This is a genomic window from Lysinibacillus sp. AR18-8, from assembly GCF_001705465.1.
GTDB classification, from domain to species: Bacteria; Bacillota; Bacilli; order Bacillales_A; family Planococcaceae; genus Lysinibacillus; species Lysinibacillus capsici.
Genome location: NZ_MDGU01000006.1, coordinates 158,898 through 180,256, shown reverse-complemented (window position 1 = coordinate 180,256; position 21,359 = coordinate 158,898). Strand labels below are relative to the sequence as shown.

The following is a 21,359-nucleotide window of genomic DNA, read 5'->3' as shown; positions in this document are numbered from 1 at the left end:
AGCCTCCTACATGTTAGTGTCTATCTTTATTATATAACACAATCAACGATAAACACGAAATGATACGAATTTTCACATAAAATTGCGTTGTTATACAAGAATGTAGGGAATAGTAAGCATTTATTGTACTACAACAGGGGAGCGGAATTTACTATTGTAAGAAAGTAAAAATTATGAGAAACTACTTTAGGAACATATGTTTCTTCATTACGTAAGGGGCATTTGAATGGTAGAAGCGGGTTCATGTTATAGAAATACAGATTATCCGACATTACAATATGATAAAATGCAGTTGAACCTACGCACCCAAAATATAGTAAAATATAAATAACTCACGCAAAGTAGACAAGGAGGGACGATTTGATTACACTCAGGGACGCATGGAATAGCTACTATTTATTGCTACAATCTTTGAAAAAAAGTGCTGCTACAAAAAAACAATACAATATGGACGGACAGCAATTTTTAACTTTCGCCCATAAGCAAAACTACTTGTATGTAGATCATCAATTGAAAAATTTATTACAGCTTTACTGCGACTATTTAAAGGAAACTTACAGTAATATCAATACTTTTAATCATAAGATAGCGACATTACGAGGCTTTGTAGACTTTATTTTTTTACGAGAATGGGTGGAGCCTTTTGATTATCAGCATCTTTTACAGCCGAAAAAAAGACAAAAAGAAGCACTGCAAGCACTGACAAATAAGCAGATCATGCAAATTGCAAACGTATGGCCCACCTATTTTCAATATGCTAAGACAAAGGAGCATGCATGGCTGGCAAGACGCAATGGCTGTATCGTTCAAGTGTTGATGGAAACAGGTTGTAAGCCTGCCGAGCTCGTTCGCATGAAATGGACACACTTTAATGAAGAAAAAGCGACTCTTTTTATAGCCAACCGAAATGGACGTCGAGAAATAAAGTGTTCACCGATCCTCATGGACATGCTCGCACAGTATAAAAAAGAGACGACCAATTTACATGAGCAAGAGATAGGGGAATGGGTTTGGGTAAGCGAGGCAAGTTTAGCGAAGCCGATTACTACGAAAACAGTTGAACGCATTTTTCAAACGATGTCACAAGATATAGGGAAGAATGTAAGAGCCACTGACTTGCGTTATACTGTGATGCAACGGGCGTTTCAACAGGAAAAAACGCTGGAGCACATTCAACAAGAAATGGGCTATGTACGGAAATGGGTGCTAACAGAAAGACAGCAGCGCCTAGAATAAAAGCGTGCAGTAATCGCGATTTATCACCATTACTGCACGCCTTTTATAAATGATTCAATGCTTTGACATTTACTTTGACTGTTAAATCATGCTTGCCTCCTGTATATACCCCTTCCACAGGGCTAATGTCACTATAATCGCGTCCAATACATAAAATAATATGGTTTTCTAATACTTCCACATTATTTGTGGGATCAAGACCGATCCAGCCAATACCTGGAATCATGACTTCTACCCAGGCATGTGTAGCGATATCTCCGATGAGGGCTGAGTTTTCATCGACATATAGATAGCCACTGACATAGCGAGCTGGTATTCCTTTCGCCCGTAAAACAGCAAGCATGACATGGGTGAAATCCTGACAAACACCCCGTTTTAATGCAAATGCCTCACTTGCTATTGTAGTTACATTGGTCGCTGTCGGGTCATACTCAAAGCTAGAATATAAATACTGCATTAAATTAAGCGAAAAGAGCACAGGATTTTCAGCATGACCGATCGCATGATAAACTTCCTCTAGCTGCTGCTCTGTCATAAATGTAAAATGTGTTGCTTTTAAATACGGTAAATAATGCTCATAGAATAGCTGTGAGTGAAAGATGGTCTGCATTTCGGGCGAATATTGAATACGATGAATAAATGGTGCACGCTGAATACTTACAATTGAAGATGTATGAATTTCTAGTATTTGATGTTGCTCTGGTATATAAAAGGAACCAACAGTATTGCCCCAAATATCCGTATGCTCACGGGTTAGGGAGGATGGCGTTATGGCAATTCGATAAGATAATAATCGCTGACGCTCATCGCTACGCGGCTTTAAACGAATAGTATTCAAGCTTTGATCGACTTCAGACTCATATTGAAAAATATTTGTATGCTGAATTTCAAATTTCATCGTGTCCGCTTCCTTCTGCTTACTGACTTGCCTGTTGAAAGGGAGCTGTGGTGAATTCCTTTCAAGGTTGTACGCTGGGTTCATATAAATGATAGATTGTCGAAAAGGCATCACTAAAAGCCATACATTGAGACAATCTTTCCTCCATCATTTTTAGGGTTTCCTCAATAGTCATTTGCCAAAAATCGATATGATCGATTGCAAGAACAAGGCTACTAATATCCGACTGAAGCGTTAAAAATCGTGGGGATAAAGAATCATGTTCAATAGCCGTTATGGCTTCTTCTATTTTCTTTACACAGAACATCACAGAACATGGGAAATGCGCATCTTGGACTAAATACCGAATGATCGTTAGTAAATTGGTCTGGCGATGCTTCCGCATGAAAGATTCTCTTGCTGCGGAAAGATCCAATAAAAAGGTACCATCATCCTCTAACAGTGACGTACCTGTTCGCTTCTGTTGTTCTACGATTATCACGATCATCCGAATGGTTTTTTCTGCTCGTTCAAGCCATTTGCCGACCTGCATAAAATAGAAGGGAAGATCGCGATCCATCGAGCCCTCAATTAACCCTGTCTCCATCCATAAAGTCTTTCGTACATCCTGTAAAAAATCTTGAAGGGCAATGAGTGGAATCGGTCGTTCTCTTTTTAGTATGGACTGTTGCTTTGTTAAATAAAAGGAATTTTGAATTTCCCAAAGTTCCGTTGGCATACTATCACGTGTAACTCGTGCATTTTCCCGAATAGCACGCAATGTGGCATGAAGGGCATTACCATTTTTCTCAGAAAACAGAAGATAATCAATCAAAGGGTTAACACGAATCGTTGTGTAATTTGCTAAATACTCCTCCTTAGAGGCACAAATATTTAAAACAGCCTCCCAATGATCAATATAATCATGTTCTTGCCCAGATTGCTCCAACATATTCAACAGCTGTACCTGTAATATATGTGCATTTGTTTGTGTACGTTCACTATAACGTGCCATCCAGTACAACGCGTCGGCTACTCGACTTAGCATGCTGCAATTCCTCCTTTAAAATCCACGTATCCTTTGCACCGCCCCCTTGAGAGGAATTCACCACAAGAGACCCTTCTTGTAGTGCCACTCTGGATAAACCACCAGGCAACACATAGCAATCCTCACCCTTCATGACATAGACACGTAAATCAACATGGCAAGGATAAAATCGCCCATTCTGGAAGGCAGGTGCTCTGGACAATTTAATCGTTGGTTGTGCAATGTATTGATAGGGCTGTTCAACAATTTTTTGCTTAAATAAAGCAATCTCTTCCTTACTCGCATGTGGACCAATTAACATGTCATAGCCACCAGAGGCTCCTACGTTTTTAATAACGAGCTCGTGTATATGCTCTAGCACCCATTCACGCTGACTGTCATCTCCTAGATGATAGGTTTTCACATTCGGTAGAATAGGTTCTTCCTGTAAATAATAGCGAATCATCTCAGGCACATAGGCATACATTGCTTTATCATCTGCCACTCCATTTCCAACGGCATTCAAGATGGATACATGGCCTGCTTGATAAGCAGCCATCAAATGTGGAACACCTAATAAAGAATCCTCACGAAAGACAGTAGGATCTAGAAAGTCATCATCAATCCGCCGATAAATAATATCGATTTGCTGTAGGCCATAAATGGTTTTCATATAGACCTTCAAATCCTGTACAACTAAATCACGGCCCTCGACGAGCTGGATGTTTAAATGCTGGGCTAAAAAAACATGATCGTAATACGCAGAATTGTACATGCCTGCTGTCAGAAGTACAGCTTTAGGCTCTCTTTCTGCTTGCATGGAAGGTGGACGATGAGCAAGAAGTGCTTTTTTCATATAAGCCATTTGTTTATCAAGAGGTCGAATCGTATGCTTGGAGAAAAATTCAGGGTATACTTCCTTCATCACATCCCGATTTTCAAAGACATAGGAAATGCCGGAAGGGTTGCGTAAATTATCTTCGAGTACATGATAATCACCTTTTTCATCCCGAATTAAATCAATCCCTGCTAAAAATATATGATTCGCAATTGGTACTTGAAGTCCTCTCATGGTTGGTTTGAAATAAGGATTATTTTCAACAAGCTGCCTCGGAATAAGACCGTCCTGAAAGATCTTTTGCTGTCCATAAACATCCTGTAAAAATTTGTTGAGTGCCTCCACGCGCTGCTTGACACCTGCTTCAATCATGGCCCATTTGGTTTGAGGAATAATAATTGGGACACAATCAAAAGGCATGGTACGTTCTGTTCCATCTTGTGCACCATATACCGTAAAAGTAATCCCTTGTCTGAGAAAGCTCGCCTGCGCTTGTCGGTATTTTTCTTCAAGTTGCTCCCGCGAAAAAAAGGTTAGCTTATGATGAAAAGATCGATAATGAGGCTTTGGCTTATTGCCATCAAACATTTCATCGAAAAACAGACTAGAATCATATAAATTCATCATATGGAACGCCTCCGAATTCAAGTAGTAGTGAAAACATGTTACACTGTGAATAAATACATAAAAGGAGCTAACAACCATGACCATCATTAATTTAATGCAAGCATATGAATTAGATAAACTATCCAAATTAAATTTATCAGACGAGGAAATTTTACGAGCTTTGCGTTCGGGGGATGTATCAGCTTGGCAAGAACAAGTGCCAAACTATGAATTTAGCGAGACAATGGCTCTATATCAGGAAGGGGAACGACAGTTCTTAAATGCATACCATGGCCATTATCGAATCAAGTATGTAACATTACCAGGCATCCAACGTTTATTGCAGCTACGCTTTCAATTAGAAGAAGGGAAGGATTACCAACTATTAGAAACAGGTATCCAGCATTTAACGTGTGATGAGGAAACAGTCACAAGACTTCAGCAAATGTTATCGACAAACTGGTCACTAACAAAACAAGAGGATGGGAATTATTCAGTTTTTGTAAAATAATTCCATGCGTGTTGTGAGACGAATCGACATGGACAGTTACCCATCTATTGTTTTTTCGAAGCGTCTCACACAGCAAATAAAGTCTACTAGATTTTAATATTCATTTACCGAGAACTTTATGCCTAAAATCCTATAACTGTCACAAAATAGTTGTAACAAAAATCCTCTTTTTAAAAAGGGGTTTTTTTATTACCTTCGAACAGAACATTTGTTCTAACGTGCGAAAAAGGGCATTTTTTTCAATAAAGTTCCCAAATTTATATTTGGGAACGTTTTTTCATGGTAAAATAGAGCAAATAGAGGTGATGAGCATGCAAAAAACAAAACAACCAAAATTCATGAAGGATTTTCTTGTCTATTTAACAACCATCAAAGGAAAGTCTCAGCGCACAAGAAAAGAATATGAATATGACCTGACCTTATTTTTCCGCTTCCACAAAGCTGTCCAGGAGGATTTGGATATAGAGAATTTATCCGCCATTGATATTGGCACTATTACAATAGAAGAAATACGCGAAATGACATTAGAGGATCTTTATTTATTCATGGAATATTGCGAAGTACAGCGAGGCAATTCAGCTGCTGCACGAGCACGAAAAGTGGCCACATTAAAATCCTTTTTTAAATACTTAAAAGGCAAACGTCGACTTATCGAGGAAAATCCTGCAGATGAATTAGAGACACCAAAGATAGGCAGAAAACGACCCATTTATATGAACCTACAAGAAGCTACACAATTTATAGATGGGATTAAAAGCAATCAGGCATCCCCGAGAAATTATTGCATGATGATGTTTTTCTTAAATTTAGGAATACGTGTCACCGAGCTATGTCAGCTTAATAAGACATCCATTCAAGGACGTTATTTAACGGTAATTGGGAAGGGCAACAAAGAGCGCACCGTCTATTTAAATGATAGCTGTATGCAGGCACTTGCTGACTATGAAAACAGTGGGAAGACACCCTATAAAGGCGAAGGCGAGGAGCCCCTATTTGTGTCTCAGAAGGGAACACGCTTTACACGTCAAACCGTTGCCAAAATCGTTAAACGCATTAATCAGCAGTCAGGTCTTCAAAAAGAACGACTTACACCACACAAGCTACGCCATACATCCGCAACGATGATGTATAAAGCAGGGGCAGATATCCGTAGTTTGCAGCACATTTTAGGGCATTCTAGCGTCGCAACCACGCAAATTTATACACATATTGAAGATGAGCAGCTACAGCATGTTTTAGAGAATAATCCATTTAATATTGTTCGTGAAAGATGATTTTCCCCTCTCCATATCGAATATATAGTAGAAGACCTAATGAAAGGGGAGCCAAGGATGTCAAACGTCAAAGAACATCTCGATACCACAAGAACACAATTGCTTCAGGAAATTCACTTATTGGACGATACAACCTTTAATAAGAAACCAGATGCACAAAGCTGGAGTGTGGCACAAATCTGTCATCATCTCGTATTAGTAGAGGAAGCAACAAAGAAAGCCATTACATGGGGATTAAAGGCAGAGGAACAGTCAACACCCGCTCGAAAAAATGTTCAGCTCATCTTAGATCGAACAAGAAAGTTCCAAGCACCGCCTATTGTAGAGCCAGCAGAAGAGCCTTTCACTGTTCAAGCGATGCTGGATTTACTAGCTACAACAAGAAAGAACCTCCTCGCCTTTTTGCAAACAATCGAGGAACCTGAAGCATTAACTAAGCGCGCTGTGAAGCACCCAGCCTTAGGAGAATTACCACTCGACCAATGGATTGAAATGGTCTATATGCACGAGCAGCGTCATATCAAGCAATTACAAGAAATCGTTAGAGAATAACATATATGAAAGGAATTTGGCACAGGAGACGAGCTAAATTCCTTTTATTGTTATTCAATTTTTCTGTTATAATCTCTTGACGTGCTACATAATCTGTTATATATTAAATAAAAATAATAACAACTGTTATAAAACAGATTTAGTTAGAGGAGGAAATTTAAATGTCAAAGTATCGTGATGGTTATGAATTTTATTGTGAAATGTGTGAGCGCTATGGATTGGAGCCAATTTCTTTCCGTTACTATGTATTACAATTATCACAGCAACAACTTTCGGCTTACAATATGCAAGCAAAACAATTAGGAATTTAAAAGGAGTGATTATGACGGAAGCCGCCGTGAATATTTTATGAAAAGCCCAGCCATACTAAATAAAATGGTCTGGGCTTTCGTGATTTCAGCAAGAAATTTCAGATAATTCATTGACAAGTACAGTAGTCTGTTATATATTTTTAAACAAATAATATTTCTGTTATATAACAAAAAATCAGACGTAAAATAGGGAATGTGAAAGGAAGTTATGAGGATGACAGATTATCGAGAAGGTTATGAATTTTATCGTCAAGTATGTGAGGAGCATGGGCTAGAGCCTATTAATTTTCACTATTACATTTCAAGTTTATCCCAAGAGCAATTAGATGCCTACAACATGCAGGCGAAATCAATAGGGGGTTCAATAGAATATGAGGTCTCTTAACATATAAAATGCCTTACTTCCTATGTGGGACAGTAAGGCATTTTACTTTAACAAAAATTTTACAAGACACTCAAACATATTATATAAAACTTTTATATTTTGTATTAAAAAGATAAATAGCCTAAATAAACTATTTAATATAGTTCAAAAGTATTGAATAACAATATATTTAGACAATTACAAGGAGGTTATATCCACTAATTTTTGTCTATTTTATTAAAAACTATCAAATGCAGCTTTGAATGTTTTTGAGATTTGGGTTGAATTAACTGCTTTTCTAAGACTATAATATAATTACATAAAAAAGGGCGATATACCACAACTTTATACCTCGCTGTAAGATAAAGCAAAAGTACCAAACCCTTCATATTTTAATGAATGGAGAATGAAAATGATGAATATCACGCCTAGTAGTGTTAATCAAATGAACTACAGTCTAAAAGAATTACAAGATATCTTTTCCGCCATGAATAGTTCCATCATTGTAGCGATTACAGATCGTACCGGAAAAATTACTTTTGTTAATGATCATTTTTGTAAAATTTCGAAGTATACGCGTGAAGAATTAGTTGGTCAAGATCACCGTTTACTAAATTCAGGCTTTCATCCCAAATCTTTCTTTAGAGAGATGTGGAAAACAATCGGTAATGGCGATATGTGGAATGGCGAGGTGTGCAATCGTGCAAAGGATGGCAGTTTATATTGGGTGAAAACAACGATTTTTCCGTTCCTAGATGAACGAGGAAAGCCTTATCAATATATTGCCATTCGCGTAGATATTACAGCGCAAAAGGACATTAAAAAAATTACTCATATTGCCTATCACGATGAACTAACAGGGCTACCAAATCGTCGCAAATTAGAACAGCGTTTAGAAAATGAATTTCATCAATCTCGACGTACAGGAGAGAAGTTTGCGTTATTTTTCATTGATGTGAATCGTTTCAAACACATTAACGACGGACTTGGTCATATTATTGGCGATATGTTTTTAGTGGAAATGTCCAATCGTCTGCGCAATATTGATCATACTTCGAATTCTTTTTATCGCCACAATAGCGATGAATTTGTCATGATTCTAAATGATGTCAATCGCATTGAGGAAATGGCTAAGGAAATTATTGGCGTCTTCAATGAAAGCTTTATTGTCGACACCTATGAATTTTATGCGAGTATTAGTATCGGCATCAGTGTATTCCCAGATCATGCAAACTCTGTGGAAGAATTATTGAAAAATGCGGATATTGCCATGTATGCAGCAAAATCTACACGAGGTAATCAATATCGCCTCTATCGCGATAATATGGACGAGGCTAACGATAAATGGCTTTTACTGGAAACGAAATTGCATCAAGCATTAAAGCAAGATCGTCTAGAATTACATTATCAGCCTAAGATTGACTTAAAAACGGATTCTGTTATTGGTATGGAGGCATTGCTACGCTGGTATGATCCTGAATTAGGTCATATTCCGCCAGATCGTTTTATTCCATTTGCAGAGGATTGTGGACTGATTAATGATATTGGTGTATGGGTTTTACGTAAAGCCTGTGCTCAAGCTCGTCAGTGGAATGAATCACATGATTTATCATTGCGGGTAGCTGTAAATATTTCACCAATTCATATTAGTACAGGTGGCTTTGTAGATATGGTGCGTAGTGTCATTGCAGAAACAGGCATTGACCCTAATTTATTAGAAATTGAAATTACCGAGATGAGTATGCTTGATTATACGGAAGATTTAATTGATACCATCAAGCAATTACGAGAACTAGGTATAACTATTTCATTAGATGATTTCGGGACAGGCTATTCATCGTTAAATTACTTAAAAAAATTCCCGGTGGATGTGCTTAAAATTGATCGTGCCTTTGTCCGTGATATCGTACCTGAGAAGTCTGGAATCGCTATGATTTCAGCCATGATTTCTTTAGCACATGCCTTAAACCTACAAGTAGTAGCTGAGGGTGTAGAGGAGGAAGCTGAATTAAATGTTCTGCGTGAGCATGGATGTGAGTATGTGCAGGGCTATTATTTCAGTAAGCCTTTATCTGTAGGAGATTTTACGAATCTTATTGTTAATACTAAATCCAGTTATTAATTGCTATTCCTGAATGATTTTGCTAAAGTGGGATAAAGTAAAACTGTTAACATGATAAACCATTTGATGATGTGGCCAAGTAAGTAAGAATTGTGAAACAGAAAATATAGCACCTGCTGAGAGCTATATCACCGCTTCTTGACTGAACACCTACCACGGAGATGTTATGCAAACATAACCGAGTCGTTTTCGTTATCAAACGTGAGAGGGCTTTATATTCTACGTAAAGCTAAATCAAGGTGGTACCACGTCATTCCAGCACAAAGACGTCCTTATTCAGAGGACAGCTTTGTGCTTTTTTTCTTGCTTCAGCTAAATCTTCATTCAGGTTGAACAAGTATTCATTTAACAAAATAGGAGGAGAACACATGTCAAAACAACTAGAAGATTTTTCGAAATGGTATATCGAGACCATCCAAAAAGCCGATTTAATGGATTATACACCTGTTCGAGGCTGTATCGCCTTTAAGCCAGACGGCTATGAAATTTGGGAGCATATTCAGGAGGAAATGGATCGTCGCTTTAAAGAGACAGGACATCGTAATGCCTATTTCCCAATGCTTATTCCTGAATCCTTCTTTCAAAAGGAAAAGGATCATATCGAAGGGTTCTCACCTGAGCTTCCTTGGGTAACCGAGGCAGCAGGAGAACAATTAGAAGAACGGCTAGCCCTTCGTCCAACATCTGAGACGATGATTGGTCATCTTTACTCTAATTGGATTAAAAGCTACCGTGACCTACCAGTGCTGATCAACCAATGGGCAAATGTCTTCCGTTGGGAAAAGAAAACACTGCCTTTTATTCGTACCTCAGAATTTTTATGGCAAGAAGGGCATACAGCGCACGTGGACGAAGCAGATGCTCGGCAGGAAACAATGCAAATGCTAGACATTTATAAAGAAGTCGTAGAACAGGTGCTAGCAATTCCTGTCTATGACGGACAAAAAACCCCTTCTGAGCGTTTCGCGGGGGCTGTCGATACGTACTCTATTGAGGCAATGATGAAAAACGGCAAGGCTGTGCAAGCAGGAACATCCCATTATTTAGGAACAAAATTTGCTGAAGCCTTTAATATCAAGTATTTAAATAAAGCGAACCAGCACGAATACGTACACACAACATCTTGGGGTACTTCCACACGTTTAATTGGTTCGGTTATTATGGTGCATGGTGATGAGCAGGGACTTGTTTTACCTCCACGCATCGCACCAACGCAAGTCGTTTTAATTCCAGTAGGGCCATGGAAAAAGAACCCTCAAATCATGGAGCATTTAGATGAGATTTTTGCAGCCTTAAAAGCGAAGGGTATTCGTGTACGTCTGGATGATTCAGACCAATCGCCAGGCTATAAGTTCAATGAATGGGAGCTAAAAGGCGTGCCTGTTCGTGTTGAATTAGGGCCACGTGACCTAGAAAACAAGCAAGCTTTACTGAAAGCGCGTGATGAAGAAGAAAAACAAACTGTTGATTTAGCTACAATCATCACAGCTATTGAAGAAGAATTAACAACCATGCAAACGCGCTTATTAGAAAAAGCTCGTCAATTCCGTGAAGCAAATGCTCACACAACAATTGACACACTTCCACAATTACAGCAGCACATTGACACAGCAAAAGACAATGGCACTATCCCAGGCTGGGTACTTGCTGGATGGTGTGGCGAGGATGCATGTGAGGAAAAAGTAAAGGAAGAAACGAAATACACATCTCGCAATATTCCATTCAATCCACCAACAACGAAAACCACATGTATTGGCTGTGGAAACGAAGCAAAACATACAGTTTGGTTTGCGCAAGCTTATTAATTAACAAAGCATGAACAGAACGCCCGAACAATTATGAGGCACACTAGGTTGTTTTATAATTTAGTTCGGGCTTTTCATGTTAAGATGGTGAACAATAACTCCCTGTGCTTTCTTAATGAGTCGTAAATCTAAATTTAACTCTCTGCTTTGACCATCTAACGCTTATAGTTACCTATTTACCTGTTCTGCTAAAAAGAAAGCTCTTTATACAAAAGATTTCATCTCCATTTGGATAGTTAAAATTCTCGCTCCTTGTTTCTCCATGGCTCCTCCAGATAACCTAAAAATAGGCATTGATTCAACGAGCTGTCTTAATCACTCATAATGGTGTTTCCACCTTAGCATCTATCGCCAAGTTCTCATCATGATTGTGATAAAATGAAGGGACGTTTGCTTCTGAAAAATCCTAAAGAAATGGGGATATGAATGACAGTATTACAAGAAGTATTTGATAACTACCTTAATATCAAATTTAACCGGGGATTACCAGCTGTTCAAATGAAGGACTTCGAATATGTTTTATTAGAAGATACTAGCGCAGAGCTCTTTTTTATTGATCACGAACAGGGGACATTTTTGGAATGGGCAGAGGCATTTCAACCACAAAATCCGCATTATGTTCAAAAGCCAGACTGGCAGCCTATGCTTACATCTTGTTTCAAGCAGCTAGATGTTTATGATGAGCAAGTTTGCTATTATTTGCTCTACACAATAAATGCAACGACTAGAATAATTCCACGGAACCCGTATAACAAGATGAATGATTTTATGAAAAACTATTGCTTCTTTCAGCTTGCTCAATTAGAGCATGTTACGATACTCAGCAAAGAGCAGAAACAACAGTTAAAGGACTTTTTATTCTTTTTCTATCTGTATAGCCATCCAGTGAACGAAGAAACGCTTTATGCTTTTTCGTTCAAAGAAGGAACTTTAATTCATGCTAAAACGAATATCAATATGGAGCAATATTTTTCTCAATATCATGCTTATATTTGTAAGCATAAGCATGACAGAACATTATTAACACCCCATGAGATAAATGCTTGCAAGAAGCTGACAATCGAACTATTGAGAAGCATCGAAGGAAAATCAAAAAGACTCGTTATGCCTTTTGAAGATGGCATAGAGTACCTACATCTAATTAACAATGTAGATGTTTTTTTACATATGTTTAATCAAAATAATAAGGCATTCTATCAATTGCTTCATAGCTTTCTATTCGATCATCAATCGAATCCTTATCGTGAGCATTGCTTTAGTATGCTATTACAGAATTATGTCACTTATATTTTGACTTTTCACTTTGATGACCTTATTCAGTTAATAGCGTATTTCCGTGACTTACCATCAATAGGTAGGATGATTATCAATAAAATTTTTGTCGATACCATCTTTATGCAAAAGATTTTGAAAGAGGCCAATATTAACATTAATAATTATCCATCGATTATAGAGTTTTTTGACGAGGATGCTAGAAGCATATATCTTGATGAACAGTAAAAGGAGACAAGGATATGACCAACACAACAGGCTGGAAACAGAATGCACAAAATCGCACATTTATTGCTTCATTTAGTGGTGGCAAGGATAGTGTTTTAGCTTTATATAAAGCATCACAGGTGGGCCAAGCAATGGGGCTCATAGTGATGCTGGAGGAAGAAGGGAAACGTTCAAGGTCCCACGGGATGCCACCTGCGCTTATCCAGGCACAAGCTGACTCTATTGGGCTGCCAGTCTATACTGCTGCAGCAAGCTGGGCAGATTATGAAGAAGTATTTGTAGGTTTATTAGTAAATGCAAAGCAGCAGGGAGCTGAAGTATTAGTAACAGGAGATTTAGATATGCCTGCACATGGCTGCTGGCACGATAAAGTCACTAAAAAGGTAGGTTTAAAGCTAGGCATGCCATTGTGGGAGATGAACCATCGTGAGGCTGTCGATGAATTTATTCACTTAGGCTTTATTACAATGATTGTCACGGTCAACCTATCCTTGGGCATGACGGAGGACGATTTAGGGCGTGTGCTTACCCCTGAATATGTAAAGGAGCTTGAAGCCCGTAGCATTGACCCATGCGGAGAAGGCGGCGAATTCCATACGACCGTCATTGATGGCCCTCTTTTCCAGCAGCCAATTGCGGTGCGCAAAGGTTCCGTTATAAGAGATGGAGACTACGCCTTTTTACCCTTAGAGCTAGCATAAATTCACATCAGAAAACCTTTATTGGGATGCGCAATTCATGACAATAAGGGTTTTTCTTTTGAGGCGTATTGTTATTCTGTTACATGTCTCCATAACAAATGAAGATACCAAATGAATAATTACCTGAAAGTACATAGGCTCCTCCTCTGTACTTTTTTTGTATTTCAGCTAGTTTTTCCTTGTAGGTATAGAACTCCTATCACTTTGACCAAAATAATATTTGACTGGACACTAATTGGTGTCATATAATTAAGACACCAATTAGTGTCCTATTAGAAAGGGTGGTGGTTTTGAATAACAATCATCAAGAGCGTGACGTTTATGTAGCCATTGCTGACCCTACAAGACGAAAGTTGATCCGTTTATTGGCAGAGGTAGATGAGTTACCGCTTCACGAATTAACCGCTCAATTTGATATGGGGCGTACTGCTGTCTCGAAACATTTAGCCATTCTGAAAGATGCTGGCCTCGTTCTTGCACGCAAGGAAGGTAGAGAGACGAGATATCGATTGAATGCAGCTCCATTGAAAGAAATACAAGATTGGGTATCGTTTTATGAAGGTTTTTGGAAAGAAAGAATTGCGAAATTACATCTATTATTGGAGGAAAAAAAATGAAACCAGATGTATCATTAGATTTTAAATTTACAAGCTCCATCAAACAAGTATGGCATGCTTTAACTGACTCAGATACGCTAGCAAAATGGATCTGGAGCAATGACTTCCAACCAATTGTAGGGCATAAATTCCAATTCCGTGCTGAACCAAATGAATGGTGGGACGGTATTGTAGACTGTGAGGTACTGGAAGTGGAAGAGCCTCACAAATTATCTTACACTTGGACAAGTGCTGGCGAAACAACAACAGTTACGTGGACATTAACAAAGGAAGCAGATGGCTCGACTCAGCTTCATCTTGATCAAGGTGGCTTCAGCGAAGAAACGAAAGCGCGTCAAGGTGCAATCGAGGGAGCAAAATATGCTTGGACAAATATGAGTGCACAGCTTGAAAAAGTATTAGCGTAGTGTAAATTAAATGACAGCAAGGAGAGCGCAATTCCGTAGCAAGAATTGTGTTCTTTCATGTTTAGTCCCATCTTTTAATTTTCTTAAATGGAAGGATAACTAAATGAAAATTAATGAACTAATTGCCAATAATATTAACCGTCTAGATGTCGTTTTATCCGACGATCAATCTTTAGCAATAGCAGGTTTGTCTGGCTCAGGGAAAACGACATTTTGTCAAACGATTGGAGAAGAATCCAAAAAACGTCTTGTTTCTTTATTGCCAAAGGCTGAATATCAATATTTGTTTCCAAACATTATGGAAACGAACTTCAGTGCCATTAAAATGGAGGACATGCCCCTTGTACTTTTTCTAGGAAAATCCTCAATCTCTAGCAATCCACGTTCCACAATTGGTACACATACAGGTGTTTTTAAAGAAATTCGTAATCGACTGGCAGATGAGTTTCAGCTATCTCCAGAGATGTTTTCCTTTAACAATGCGTTAGGCTGGTGTCCTGCATGTAAGGGACGAGGCACGACAAAAAATGTAGAATGTAAAAAATGTTTGGGTAAGCGCTATTGTCCAGAAGTAGAGCAGCATAAAATCACTTTATGGAATGAACCCTATAGTATTTCTGATATTCATCATTTAAGTATAGAGGCCATCTATTCCTTATCAAAAGAATTAAATATCAGTGAAGAAAAACAGCATATTCTGCATAATATTATGCAAATGAATATTGGCTACTTAACCTTAAATCGTATTATGGGGACTTTATCAGGTGGAGAATTAACAAGGCTGTACTTAGCAGAATTCATGGCAACAAGCGAGAACACCGTGATTATTGTTGATGAAATTTCTGTAGGTCTTGACCATAACACCTTACTAAAAATTTTAGAGCAAATTCAACAACTGGGCGTTAAAAACCAAATTTGGTTGATTGATCATTCTGATACGGTGTTAGACAAGGCAGACGAGCATCTATTCTTTGGACCAGGTAGTGGAAAATACGGAGGAAAAATCGTTGAAGAATCTCCACGACCGAAGCCTATCTATTGGGGACGAAATCCAGCAGCACCAACATCCTATTATCAATTCCGAGATTTATATTGCCGTAATATCCAAATGGATGCAATAGACATTCCACAAAATCGACTTGTTACTTTTACAGGAGAGTCTGGTTGTGGGAAATCAACGCTTGTTAATGGGTGTATTGCTAAAGATTTTATCAAACGCTATCCAAAGGACAAACTCGTGATGGTTGGGCAAGATCGTAACCAATCCATTACGAGTCGTTCCACTGTCGCGACATTCCTCGATATTAAAAAGAAACTAACAAAATATAGTGAGGACATTGATGATATTTTCCAGCGCTCGATTGAAGATATAATCAACGAACTACCTAATGAGGATATCGCACATAAACGCTTAAGCTTATTGATTAAGCTTGGACTAGGCTACTTAACGCTTGAGAGAAAAACGCAATCTCTATCGACAGGTGAATTCCAATGTGTGCATCTAGTCTCAGAGTTATTTGCCAACTCTCGTAATCCCCATACATTATTTATTTTTGATGAGCCTTCTAAAGGGCTATCTCAGAACATTTTAAACCAATTCATCGATAGTGTAAGGGACATCCTAGAGGATGAATCTATCTCCATCATCATGATTGAGCATAATGCCTATATGCTGGAAAGCTCTGATTTTGTTGTTGACTTCGATAAAAGACAGCAGGAGCCTGTAACACATCTAAATGTTGTTAGCCATGAAGATTATTTTAATCAGGATAATCATTCAAGGGTTTCAGCTCCATTACAAATCACATCGACGCTCGCATTAAGGAATGGCATTCAATACTTAGAAGACAACCATATTAGCTATTTCAAAAATGCGGAAAATATATATAAGGGTGGTATCTTAAAAAGCTTATCTTCCATGGCTCGTCTGATTTACGGTGAATTTGAATCGAACAAAATTGCCCCAGTTGTTGCCATTGATTTAGAAAGACATTTATATAGCCAATATAGCTTCCTGTATGAAATAGGTGGTCTAATCAATCATATTGTGGCTGCTCATCCAACAAATAAGGATACGAGAAGCTTTGATTTTTATAGCCAAGAAAATCATTGTCCTAGCTGCTCTGGTCGATTGGAAATTGAAAAATTCGATTTTGATCTTGTGGTACAAGACAAAAACGTGCCATTTTGGGACGGCCTACTACATCCCGATATAATGGAGGTTTTAAAATACTATCAACATTCTAAATTAGAATTTCTCTTTGAGCAGATTAAAATTGAGCTGGGTCAGGACATTAGTAAAAGCTATCATGATATGACTGAGGAAGAAAAGCATACATTTTTATATGGTTATTGGGATAAGTCCTTTTATGATAAGGCAACGAAATCCTCGAAAAAGTGGGAGGGCTTTAATTTTATCATTGGTCGTTATATCGTGATTTCAAAATCCATTATTAAAGAGCAAATGAAGGAAACAAGAGAAATGGTACCATGCCCAATTTGTCATGGGACTGTGCTCAACCACCAAAAGAAATTACGATTTGGGGACACAGATATTCGTGACTTAATTCGCCAACCGCTTGATGAAGTCATCAACATTGTAGGCAACTTGCCACAACTAGAAAAAATCAAAGCCATCGTGGGCGGAGACATGTCACTGCTACAGGATGTTTCCTTATTGCCAAGGGAAACACAGGTATCCCTAAAAATGCTGGAATTAGAGCTAGCAAGCTTTGTCGGCTATGAAATCGTACTACAAAACGCTTTTCCTTTTTGGGCCAAAATCAAAGATAATCTAGAGCGCATCAGCCATAAAAATCAAGTGACCATCTGTGATTTTGCCAATATACAGGAGACAAGAGAAACCATCATCGATCAATATTTTACGAATGGTAAATATAAAAAACTAACATATGTATATGAAGCATTTGGCTACAAGAAAATCGTAACCCAAATCAATAAAGTCAAAGCCAGTCATTCCTGTCCATTCTGTAAAGGGAAAAAGGTGCTCTCTGAAGATGGACTGCATGATGGAGTCCATAAATTAACCGTGCCCTGTGTAAGCTGTGGCGCAAGTGGCATTAATGAGGAGGGACGCAAGCAAATCGTTGATGGCATTGATGTAGAAACATGGCTAACTGGTACTGTAAGCGATGTTGTTACAGAGGGCTCCCATCTTGAGGCCGTTGCCAATATTCCTATTTTTAATCGTATACGCGAATTGAATAAACAGGAAATGATGGCAGTCTATCAGTTCCTACAATCAAATAACTAATTCATCAAACTCATGTGCTTCGGCATATGGGTTTCTTTCGTTGGACTAGAATTACTCACTAATTTTTCCACAAAAATTCATAATTCGTGTCATCTTTGATTACTATAAAGATAACAGTAATGGTAGTAAAAGGGAGGACATGGTTTGGTAAAAAAAGTGCTGTTATTCGGGGATATTGGCATTGATGATACGGTGGCATTGATCTATGCAAGGCTTAATCAAGAAATAGAAATTGTGGGACTCGTTGCAGATTACGGCAATGTATCGCGAGAGGATGCTGTGTCCAATATTTATTATGTCATGAAATTGTTCGACTTCCCTCAAGGAATTCCTGTGATTTTAGGAGCAGAAGTACCCTTAACAGGAGAGCAGCCGACCTATTACCCAGAAATTCATGGTGAACGAGGACTTGGACCCATCATACCAAATGATGATCACGAATTAAAAATTGAGAACTTTTTTGAAATCGTCAACATTATTGAAAGGTATAAGCATGATGAGCTAATTATTGTCAATATTGGACGATTAACCTCACTAGCCACGATGCTTATCCTTTATAAAGAGCTTATGAAAAATATCAAGGAATTTTATATTATGGGTGGAGCATTTTGGGTGCCAGGTAATGTAACGACAGTGGCTGAAGCGAATTTCCATGGTGATCCCTTTGCCGTTAATATTGTGCTTACCTATGCAACAAATGTGACCATCATCCCTTTAAATGCGACACAAAAGGCCATTGTCACACCTGGGATGGTGGACTATATTGACTCCTTTGGCAAAACCAAAATTCTAAAGCCCTTAATGGAATACTATACACGTTTTTATAAAGAACGGGACCCCTCACTTCTAGGCAGTCCCGTGCATGATGCGTTAACACTAATGGCGGTCATTTATCCTGACATGTTTATTTATGAGTCCTATCCTGTAACCGTTGTCGACAAATTAGAAGGACCTGCAAGGGGACAAAGTATTGCCGAGACAAGACCTTATGAGAGTAAAAATGGCATAAAAAAGCACCGAATTGCCTTTGATATTCATTATGAACATTTTTTCCAAAACTTTTTATCAGTTATGACAGGGCAACCATTTCACTAGTTATTCAAAAACACCATCCCTTAAAATTGTAAAATCAACATGGACATTTACCTTCATGTCTTTATATATTTTTTGCCATTTATCCTTTGTTAGCTTAGAATGTCTTACTTCGCTTCGATATTTTTCACCAAAGCCAAAAATATCAGACTCAACTTCCTGACTATGAGCAATCACTCTACGTATTTCTTTTGACAATTTTTTCTCGATTGCTTTTTCCAGTGCCGCCACACTTTTTGGGTCCCCTTGATTGATATCAGGGTACACCTCTAATACTCTTGATTTGATTTTGATGTTCAGGTCAAATGTTGGTGTATCCGCATCAACTAACTTCATTTCTCGATTGGAATGGATTGCATCAAAGGCTACCGTTATTTTATTGGCAGGCTTTTGAAGAATCTCGGAAGGTACATCTTCATTTTCAAGAATGGTTTCATATAAGCCTACTTTAAAGGTATCTCTAACAATCTTTACGTAAAAGCTATCTTTAGCTGGAAGGGTACTGACCATTTTGCTGCCTTTAAAAAGAGCTATCCCACTTAATTCCACCAGCTCGTCATCTCTTTTAATAATAGGCATGGCAAATTCTTTTCCAGATGAATAATAATCATGGGCAATTTGATGAAGTGTAGAGGAAATCATATATTCCTGCTTGACATTTTGTTCAATTAACCTAAAAATATGCTGCCCAATATCCTCAATATTTTGATATTCGTATTTCAGTAATGTTTCTGTTTCACCTTCCACAATAGCCATAAAGATTCCATTGCTGACACTTGCATTTTCTAGGTTTGTATCAATATAATAGCGAAGGTCTTTTTTTGCCAGTTCCTCTCCAAATAGGATGACTCTCATTTGACCAACCATGATTTTTTTCGAAAGCTTACGATTGGCTTCCATCCGATTTCCTTTACTTGTATCGTTTTCTGTAGACAGAACTTCCACATTGCTTTGAAATTCGGGATTTACTTCACGAATAACAGCTGTTGTCTTTATTTTATCCTCTGTTCCTACATCATAGCCGACTAAAGTAGTTAATCCAACTTTATCCAAAATATTGGTTTGTGCACATCCATATAAAAAAACAAAGGATAGAAGAATCATCCATCTTCCTCTAAGTTTGTTCATTCTTTTTCACCTTCTTTGATGTGAAGTTCTTCTTTAGTCGTGCTATTGGCCAAAGTAAAATAGGGTAGACAAAGATTACGTAAAAAGCAATCTGTCCAAACACCGTGTTAATTGTATTAATCTGTGTCCGTGTTTGAACCAATAATGTTCCAATTAAAACGATGAATGAAAATAGCCAAACAAATGTCTTTTCACTTATCGGGAATAAACGAATTGCTCCGCGGTACGCAGCCCATAAGTATAGACATAGATTCGGTAAAATGATTAGCATCCAAAAACAAACCGCCACAAATTCAAAGCGTTCCATAAAGGGGAAGCTGATAAAACTAAATAATGTCAAGGTTGCCCATATCGTTTTCAATAGCTTGCCCTCACTATAATAAGCAATGGACACCAGCATCACGGCTAAATAAATGATGGTTGTAGCTAATAGTCCTAAATGAACAGGTTTTCTGATTTTTTTCTTGTCTTTTACAAAGGGGTAAATCACGTTTAGGATTTCAAAGCCGATAATAGTAAAGGTCATTGATTGTGCCCCTTTTAAAACGGAGCGAATATCATTTTCTAAAATAGGGAGAAGACTTTCTACTGTAGCGTATTTCATCGGAAATGCTAGCATTGGGAAAATCCATAAGGAGAGAATGATACTAAAAAAAGACACGCCTACAATGACACGAAGCCCTCCCGTAAAGGCATAAATAATAATTATTAATAAAGTTGCTGACAGGAACCAGGTCTCGATGCTAGGAAAAATCCATGCTTGTATAACTTCAATATAATTTCGTAAAACAGAAAAGAACGCCACGGAGCAATAGATGACATAAATTGCATTTAAAAAATTGCCAATCCATGTGCCCAAAATATCAATTTGAATTCCGTAAAGGTCATCAGAGCCGTAAATTTCTAACGTTTTAATCATACAAAACGTAACAAGATGTGTGGCAATCCCAGCCAGTAGAACAGAAATCCATGCATCCTGTCTAGCATCCTGATAGATAATGCGTTGAAATCCCTGTATACCAACCCCAATTTGAGCACCGTGTACCACAAAAAAAAGCAAATAAGCATTAATCATATCTTTAGGGCTAAGTTGTATAGGTTTTGCCATTTATTTCAC

At 38.1% G+C, this 21,359-nt stretch carries 19 protein-coding genes; 14 read left to right on the top strand and 5 right to left on the bottom strand.

All coding sequences use genetic code 11. From position 1 onward, the window contains the following. Positions 1-360 precede the first annotated feature (360 nt). Positions 361-1,236: a tyrosine-type recombinase/integrase gene (locus BFM98_RS05565; protein WP_066036777.1), complete on the top strand. Its 876-nt coding sequence runs from the start codon at positions 361-363 to the stop codon at positions 1,234-1,236. A 43-nt stretch (positions 1,237-1,279) separates the two neighbouring features. Here BFM98_RS05565 and BFM98_RS05560 read toward each other — a convergent pair whose 3' ends face one another. The 3 genes from BFM98_RS05560 to BFM98_RS05550 form a co-directional block, all read right to left on the bottom strand. After that, a complete protein-coding gene (locus BFM98_RS05560) occupies positions 1,280-2,134 on the bottom strand; it encodes a transglutaminase family protein (protein ID WP_048392841.1) in 855 nt (284 codons plus the stop codon). Between the two features lie 61 nt (positions 2,135-2,195). After that, positions 2,196-3,161: an alpha-E domain-containing protein gene (locus BFM98_RS05555; RefSeq protein ID WP_083225270.1), complete on the bottom strand. Its 966-nt coding sequence runs from the start codon at positions 3,159-3,161 to the stop codon at positions 2,196-2,198. Further along, complete coding sequence (locus BFM98_RS05550; protein ID WP_048392838.1) at positions 3,115-4,605, bottom strand: circularly permuted type 2 ATP-grasp protein; 1,491 nt, start codon at positions 4,603-4,605, stop codon at positions 3,115-3,117. Before BFM98_RS05550 ends, BFM98_RS05555 begins: the two co-directional genes overlap by 47 nt. Positions 4,606-4,681: 76 nt before the next feature. Here BFM98_RS05550 and BFM98_RS05545 point away from each other — a divergent pair, with 76 nt between their 5' ends. The 13 genes from BFM98_RS05545 to BFM98_RS05485 all read left to right on the top strand — a co-directional run bounded on the left by BFM98_RS05545 (position 4,682) and on the right by BFM98_RS05485 (position 19,117). Continuing rightward, the gene (locus BFM98_RS05545; RefSeq protein WP_054550127.1) at positions 4,682-5,095 is read left to right on the top strand and encodes a hypothetical protein; all 414 of its coding nucleotides are present in this window, start codon (positions 4,682-4,684) and stop codon (positions 5,093-5,095) included. A 311-nt stretch (positions 5,096-5,406) separates the two neighbouring features. Then, positions 5,407-6,369: a tyrosine recombinase XerC gene (locus tag BFM98_RS05540; RefSeq protein ID WP_054550128.1), complete on the top strand. Its 963-nt coding sequence runs from the start codon at positions 5,407-5,409 to the stop codon at positions 6,367-6,369. Positions 6,370-6,426: 57 nt separating this feature from the next. Then, positions 6,427-6,921 (top strand): DinB family protein, encoded by a 495-nt coding sequence (locus BFM98_RS05535; protein WP_048392831.1) that lies wholly within the window; start codon positions 6,427-6,429, stop codon positions 6,919-6,921. Positions 6,922-7,082: 161 nt separating this feature from the next. Further along, positions 7,083-7,232, top strand: a complete 150-nt coding sequence (locus tag BFM98_RS05530) for a hypothetical protein (protein ID WP_004230023.1) — start codon at positions 7,083-7,085, stop codon at positions 7,230-7,232. Between the two features lie 214 nt (positions 7,233-7,446). Then, on the top strand, positions 7,447-7,617 hold the full coding sequence (locus BFM98_RS05525; protein ID WP_048392829.1) for a hypothetical protein: 171 nt from the start codon (positions 7,447-7,449) through the stop codon (positions 7,615-7,617). Positions 7,618-8,008: 391 nt separating this feature from the next. Then, positions 8,009-9,718 carry a putative bifunctional diguanylate cyclase/phosphodiesterase gene (locus BFM98_RS05520; protein ID WP_066036776.1) on the top strand — a complete coding sequence of 570 codons (1,710 nt, stop codon included), beginning with the start codon at positions 8,009-8,011 and terminating at the stop codon, positions 9,716-9,718. A 368-nt stretch (positions 9,719-10,086) separates the two neighbouring features. Further along, positions 10,087-11,523 carry a proline--tRNA ligase gene (proS, locus tag BFM98_RS05515; RefSeq protein ID WP_066036775.1) on the top strand — a complete coding sequence of 479 codons (1,437 nt, stop codon included), beginning with the start codon at positions 10,087-10,089 and terminating at the stop codon, positions 11,521-11,523. Between the two features lie 426 nt (positions 11,524-11,949). Continuing rightward, on the top strand, positions 11,950-13,023 hold the full coding sequence (locus tag BFM98_RS05510; protein ID WP_066036774.1) for a hypothetical protein: 1,074 nt from the start codon (positions 11,950-11,952) through the stop codon (positions 13,021-13,023). 14 nt (positions 13,024-13,037) lie between these two features. Continuing rightward, positions 13,038-13,724, top strand: coding sequence for a Dph6-related ATP pyrophosphatase (locus BFM98_RS05505; protein ID WP_066036773.1), 687 nt, complete (start codon positions 13,038-13,040; stop codon positions 13,722-13,724). A 290-nt stretch (positions 13,725-14,014) separates the two neighbouring features. Further along, positions 14,015-14,341, top strand: a complete 327-nt coding sequence (locus tag BFM98_RS05500; protein WP_048392816.1) for an ArsR/SmtB family transcription factor — start codon at positions 14,015-14,017, stop codon at positions 14,339-14,341. Continuing rightward, the gene (locus tag BFM98_RS05495; protein ID WP_066036772.1) at positions 14,338-14,748 is read left to right on the top strand and encodes an SRPBCC family protein; all 411 of its coding nucleotides are present in this window, start codon (positions 14,338-14,340) and stop codon (positions 14,746-14,748) included. The genes BFM98_RS05500 and BFM98_RS05495 overlap by 4 nt, the downstream gene beginning before the upstream one ends. 103 nt (positions 14,749-14,851) lie before the next feature. After that, positions 14,852-18,022 (top strand): ATP-binding cassette domain-containing protein, encoded by a 3,171-nt coding sequence (locus BFM98_RS05490; RefSeq protein WP_066036771.1) that lies wholly within the window; start codon positions 14,852-14,854, stop codon positions 18,020-18,022. A 144-nt stretch (positions 18,023-18,166) separates the two neighbouring features. Beyond that, the gene (locus tag BFM98_RS05485) at positions 18,167-19,117 is read left to right on the top strand and encodes a nucleoside hydrolase (protein WP_066036770.1); all 951 of its coding nucleotides are present in this window, start codon (positions 18,167-18,169) and stop codon (positions 19,115-19,117) included. Here BFM98_RS05485 and BFM98_RS05480 read toward each other — a convergent pair whose 3' ends face one another. Both BFM98_RS05480 and BFM98_RS05475 read right to left on the bottom strand, forming a co-directional pair. Next, entirely contained in the window at positions 19,118-20,242 is a 1,125-nt protein-coding gene (locus tag BFM98_RS05480; protein WP_066036769.1) for a Ger(x)C family spore germination protein, read from the bottom strand. Next, positions 20,229-21,350, bottom strand: coding sequence for a GerAB/ArcD/ProY family transporter (locus tag BFM98_RS05475; protein WP_066036768.1), 1,122 nt, complete (start codon positions 21,348-21,350; stop codon positions 20,229-20,231). Before BFM98_RS05475 ends, BFM98_RS05480 begins: the two co-directional genes overlap by 14 nt. Between the last annotated feature and the right edge of the window lie 9 nt (positions 21,351-21,359).

Bases quoted from the DNA above. Each gene is read 5' to 3' on its own strand.
- proS (WP_066036775.1), top strand. From the start codon at position 10,087: ATGTCAAAACAACTAGAAGATTTTTCGAAATGGTATATCGAGACCATC.
- BFM98_RS05560 (WP_048392841.1), bottom strand. From the start codon at position 2,134: ATGAAATTTGAAATTCAGCATACAAATATTTTTCAATATGAGTCTGAA.
- BFM98_RS05495 (WP_066036772.1), top strand. From the start codon at position 14,338: ATGAAACCAGATGTATCATTAGATTTTAAATTTACAAGCTCCATCAAA.
- BFM98_RS05505 (WP_066036773.1), top strand. From the start codon at position 13,038: ATGACCAACACAACAGGCTGGAAACAGAATGCACAAAATCGCACATTT.
- BFM98_RS05540 (WP_054550128.1), top strand. From the start codon at position 5,407: ATGCAAAAAACAAAACAACCAAAATTCATGAAGGATTTTCTTGTCTAT.
- BFM98_RS05530 (WP_004230023.1), top strand. From the start codon at position 7,083: ATGTCAAAGTATCGTGATGGTTATGAATTTTATTGTGAAATGTGTGAG.
- BFM98_RS05480 (WP_066036769.1), bottom strand. From the start codon at position 20,242: ATGAACAAACTTAGAGGAAGATGGATGATTCTTCTATCCTTTGTTTTT.
- BFM98_RS05550 (WP_048392838.1), bottom strand. From the start codon at position 4,605: ATGATGAATTTATATGATTCTAGTCTGTTTTTCGATGAAATGTTTGAT.
- BFM98_RS05525 (WP_048392829.1), top strand. From the start codon at position 7,447: ATGACAGATTATCGAGAAGGTTATGAATTTTATCGTCAAGTATGTGAG.
- BFM98_RS05545 (WP_054550127.1), top strand. From the start codon at position 4,682: ATGACCATCATTAATTTAATGCAAGCATATGAATTAGATAAACTATCC.
- BFM98_RS05555 (WP_083225270.1), bottom strand. From the start codon at position 3,161: ATGCTAAGTCGAGTAGCCGACGCGTTGTACTGGATGGCACGTTATAGT.
- BFM98_RS05520 (WP_066036776.1), top strand. From the start codon at position 8,009: ATGATGAATATCACGCCTAGTAGTGTTAATCAAATGAACTACAGTCTA.
- BFM98_RS05475 (WP_066036768.1), bottom strand. From the start codon at position 21,350: ATGGCAAAACCTATACAACTTAGCCCTAAAGATATGATTAATGCTTAT.
- BFM98_RS05510 (WP_066036774.1), top strand. From the start codon at position 11,950: ATGACAGTATTACAAGAAGTATTTGATAACTACCTTAATATCAAATTT.
- BFM98_RS05535 (WP_048392831.1), top strand. From the start codon at position 6,427: ATGTCAAACGTCAAAGAACATCTCGATACCACAAGAACACAATTGCTT.
- BFM98_RS05490 (WP_066036771.1), top strand. From the start codon at position 14,852: ATGAAAATTAATGAACTAATTGCCAATAATATTAACCGTCTAGATGTC.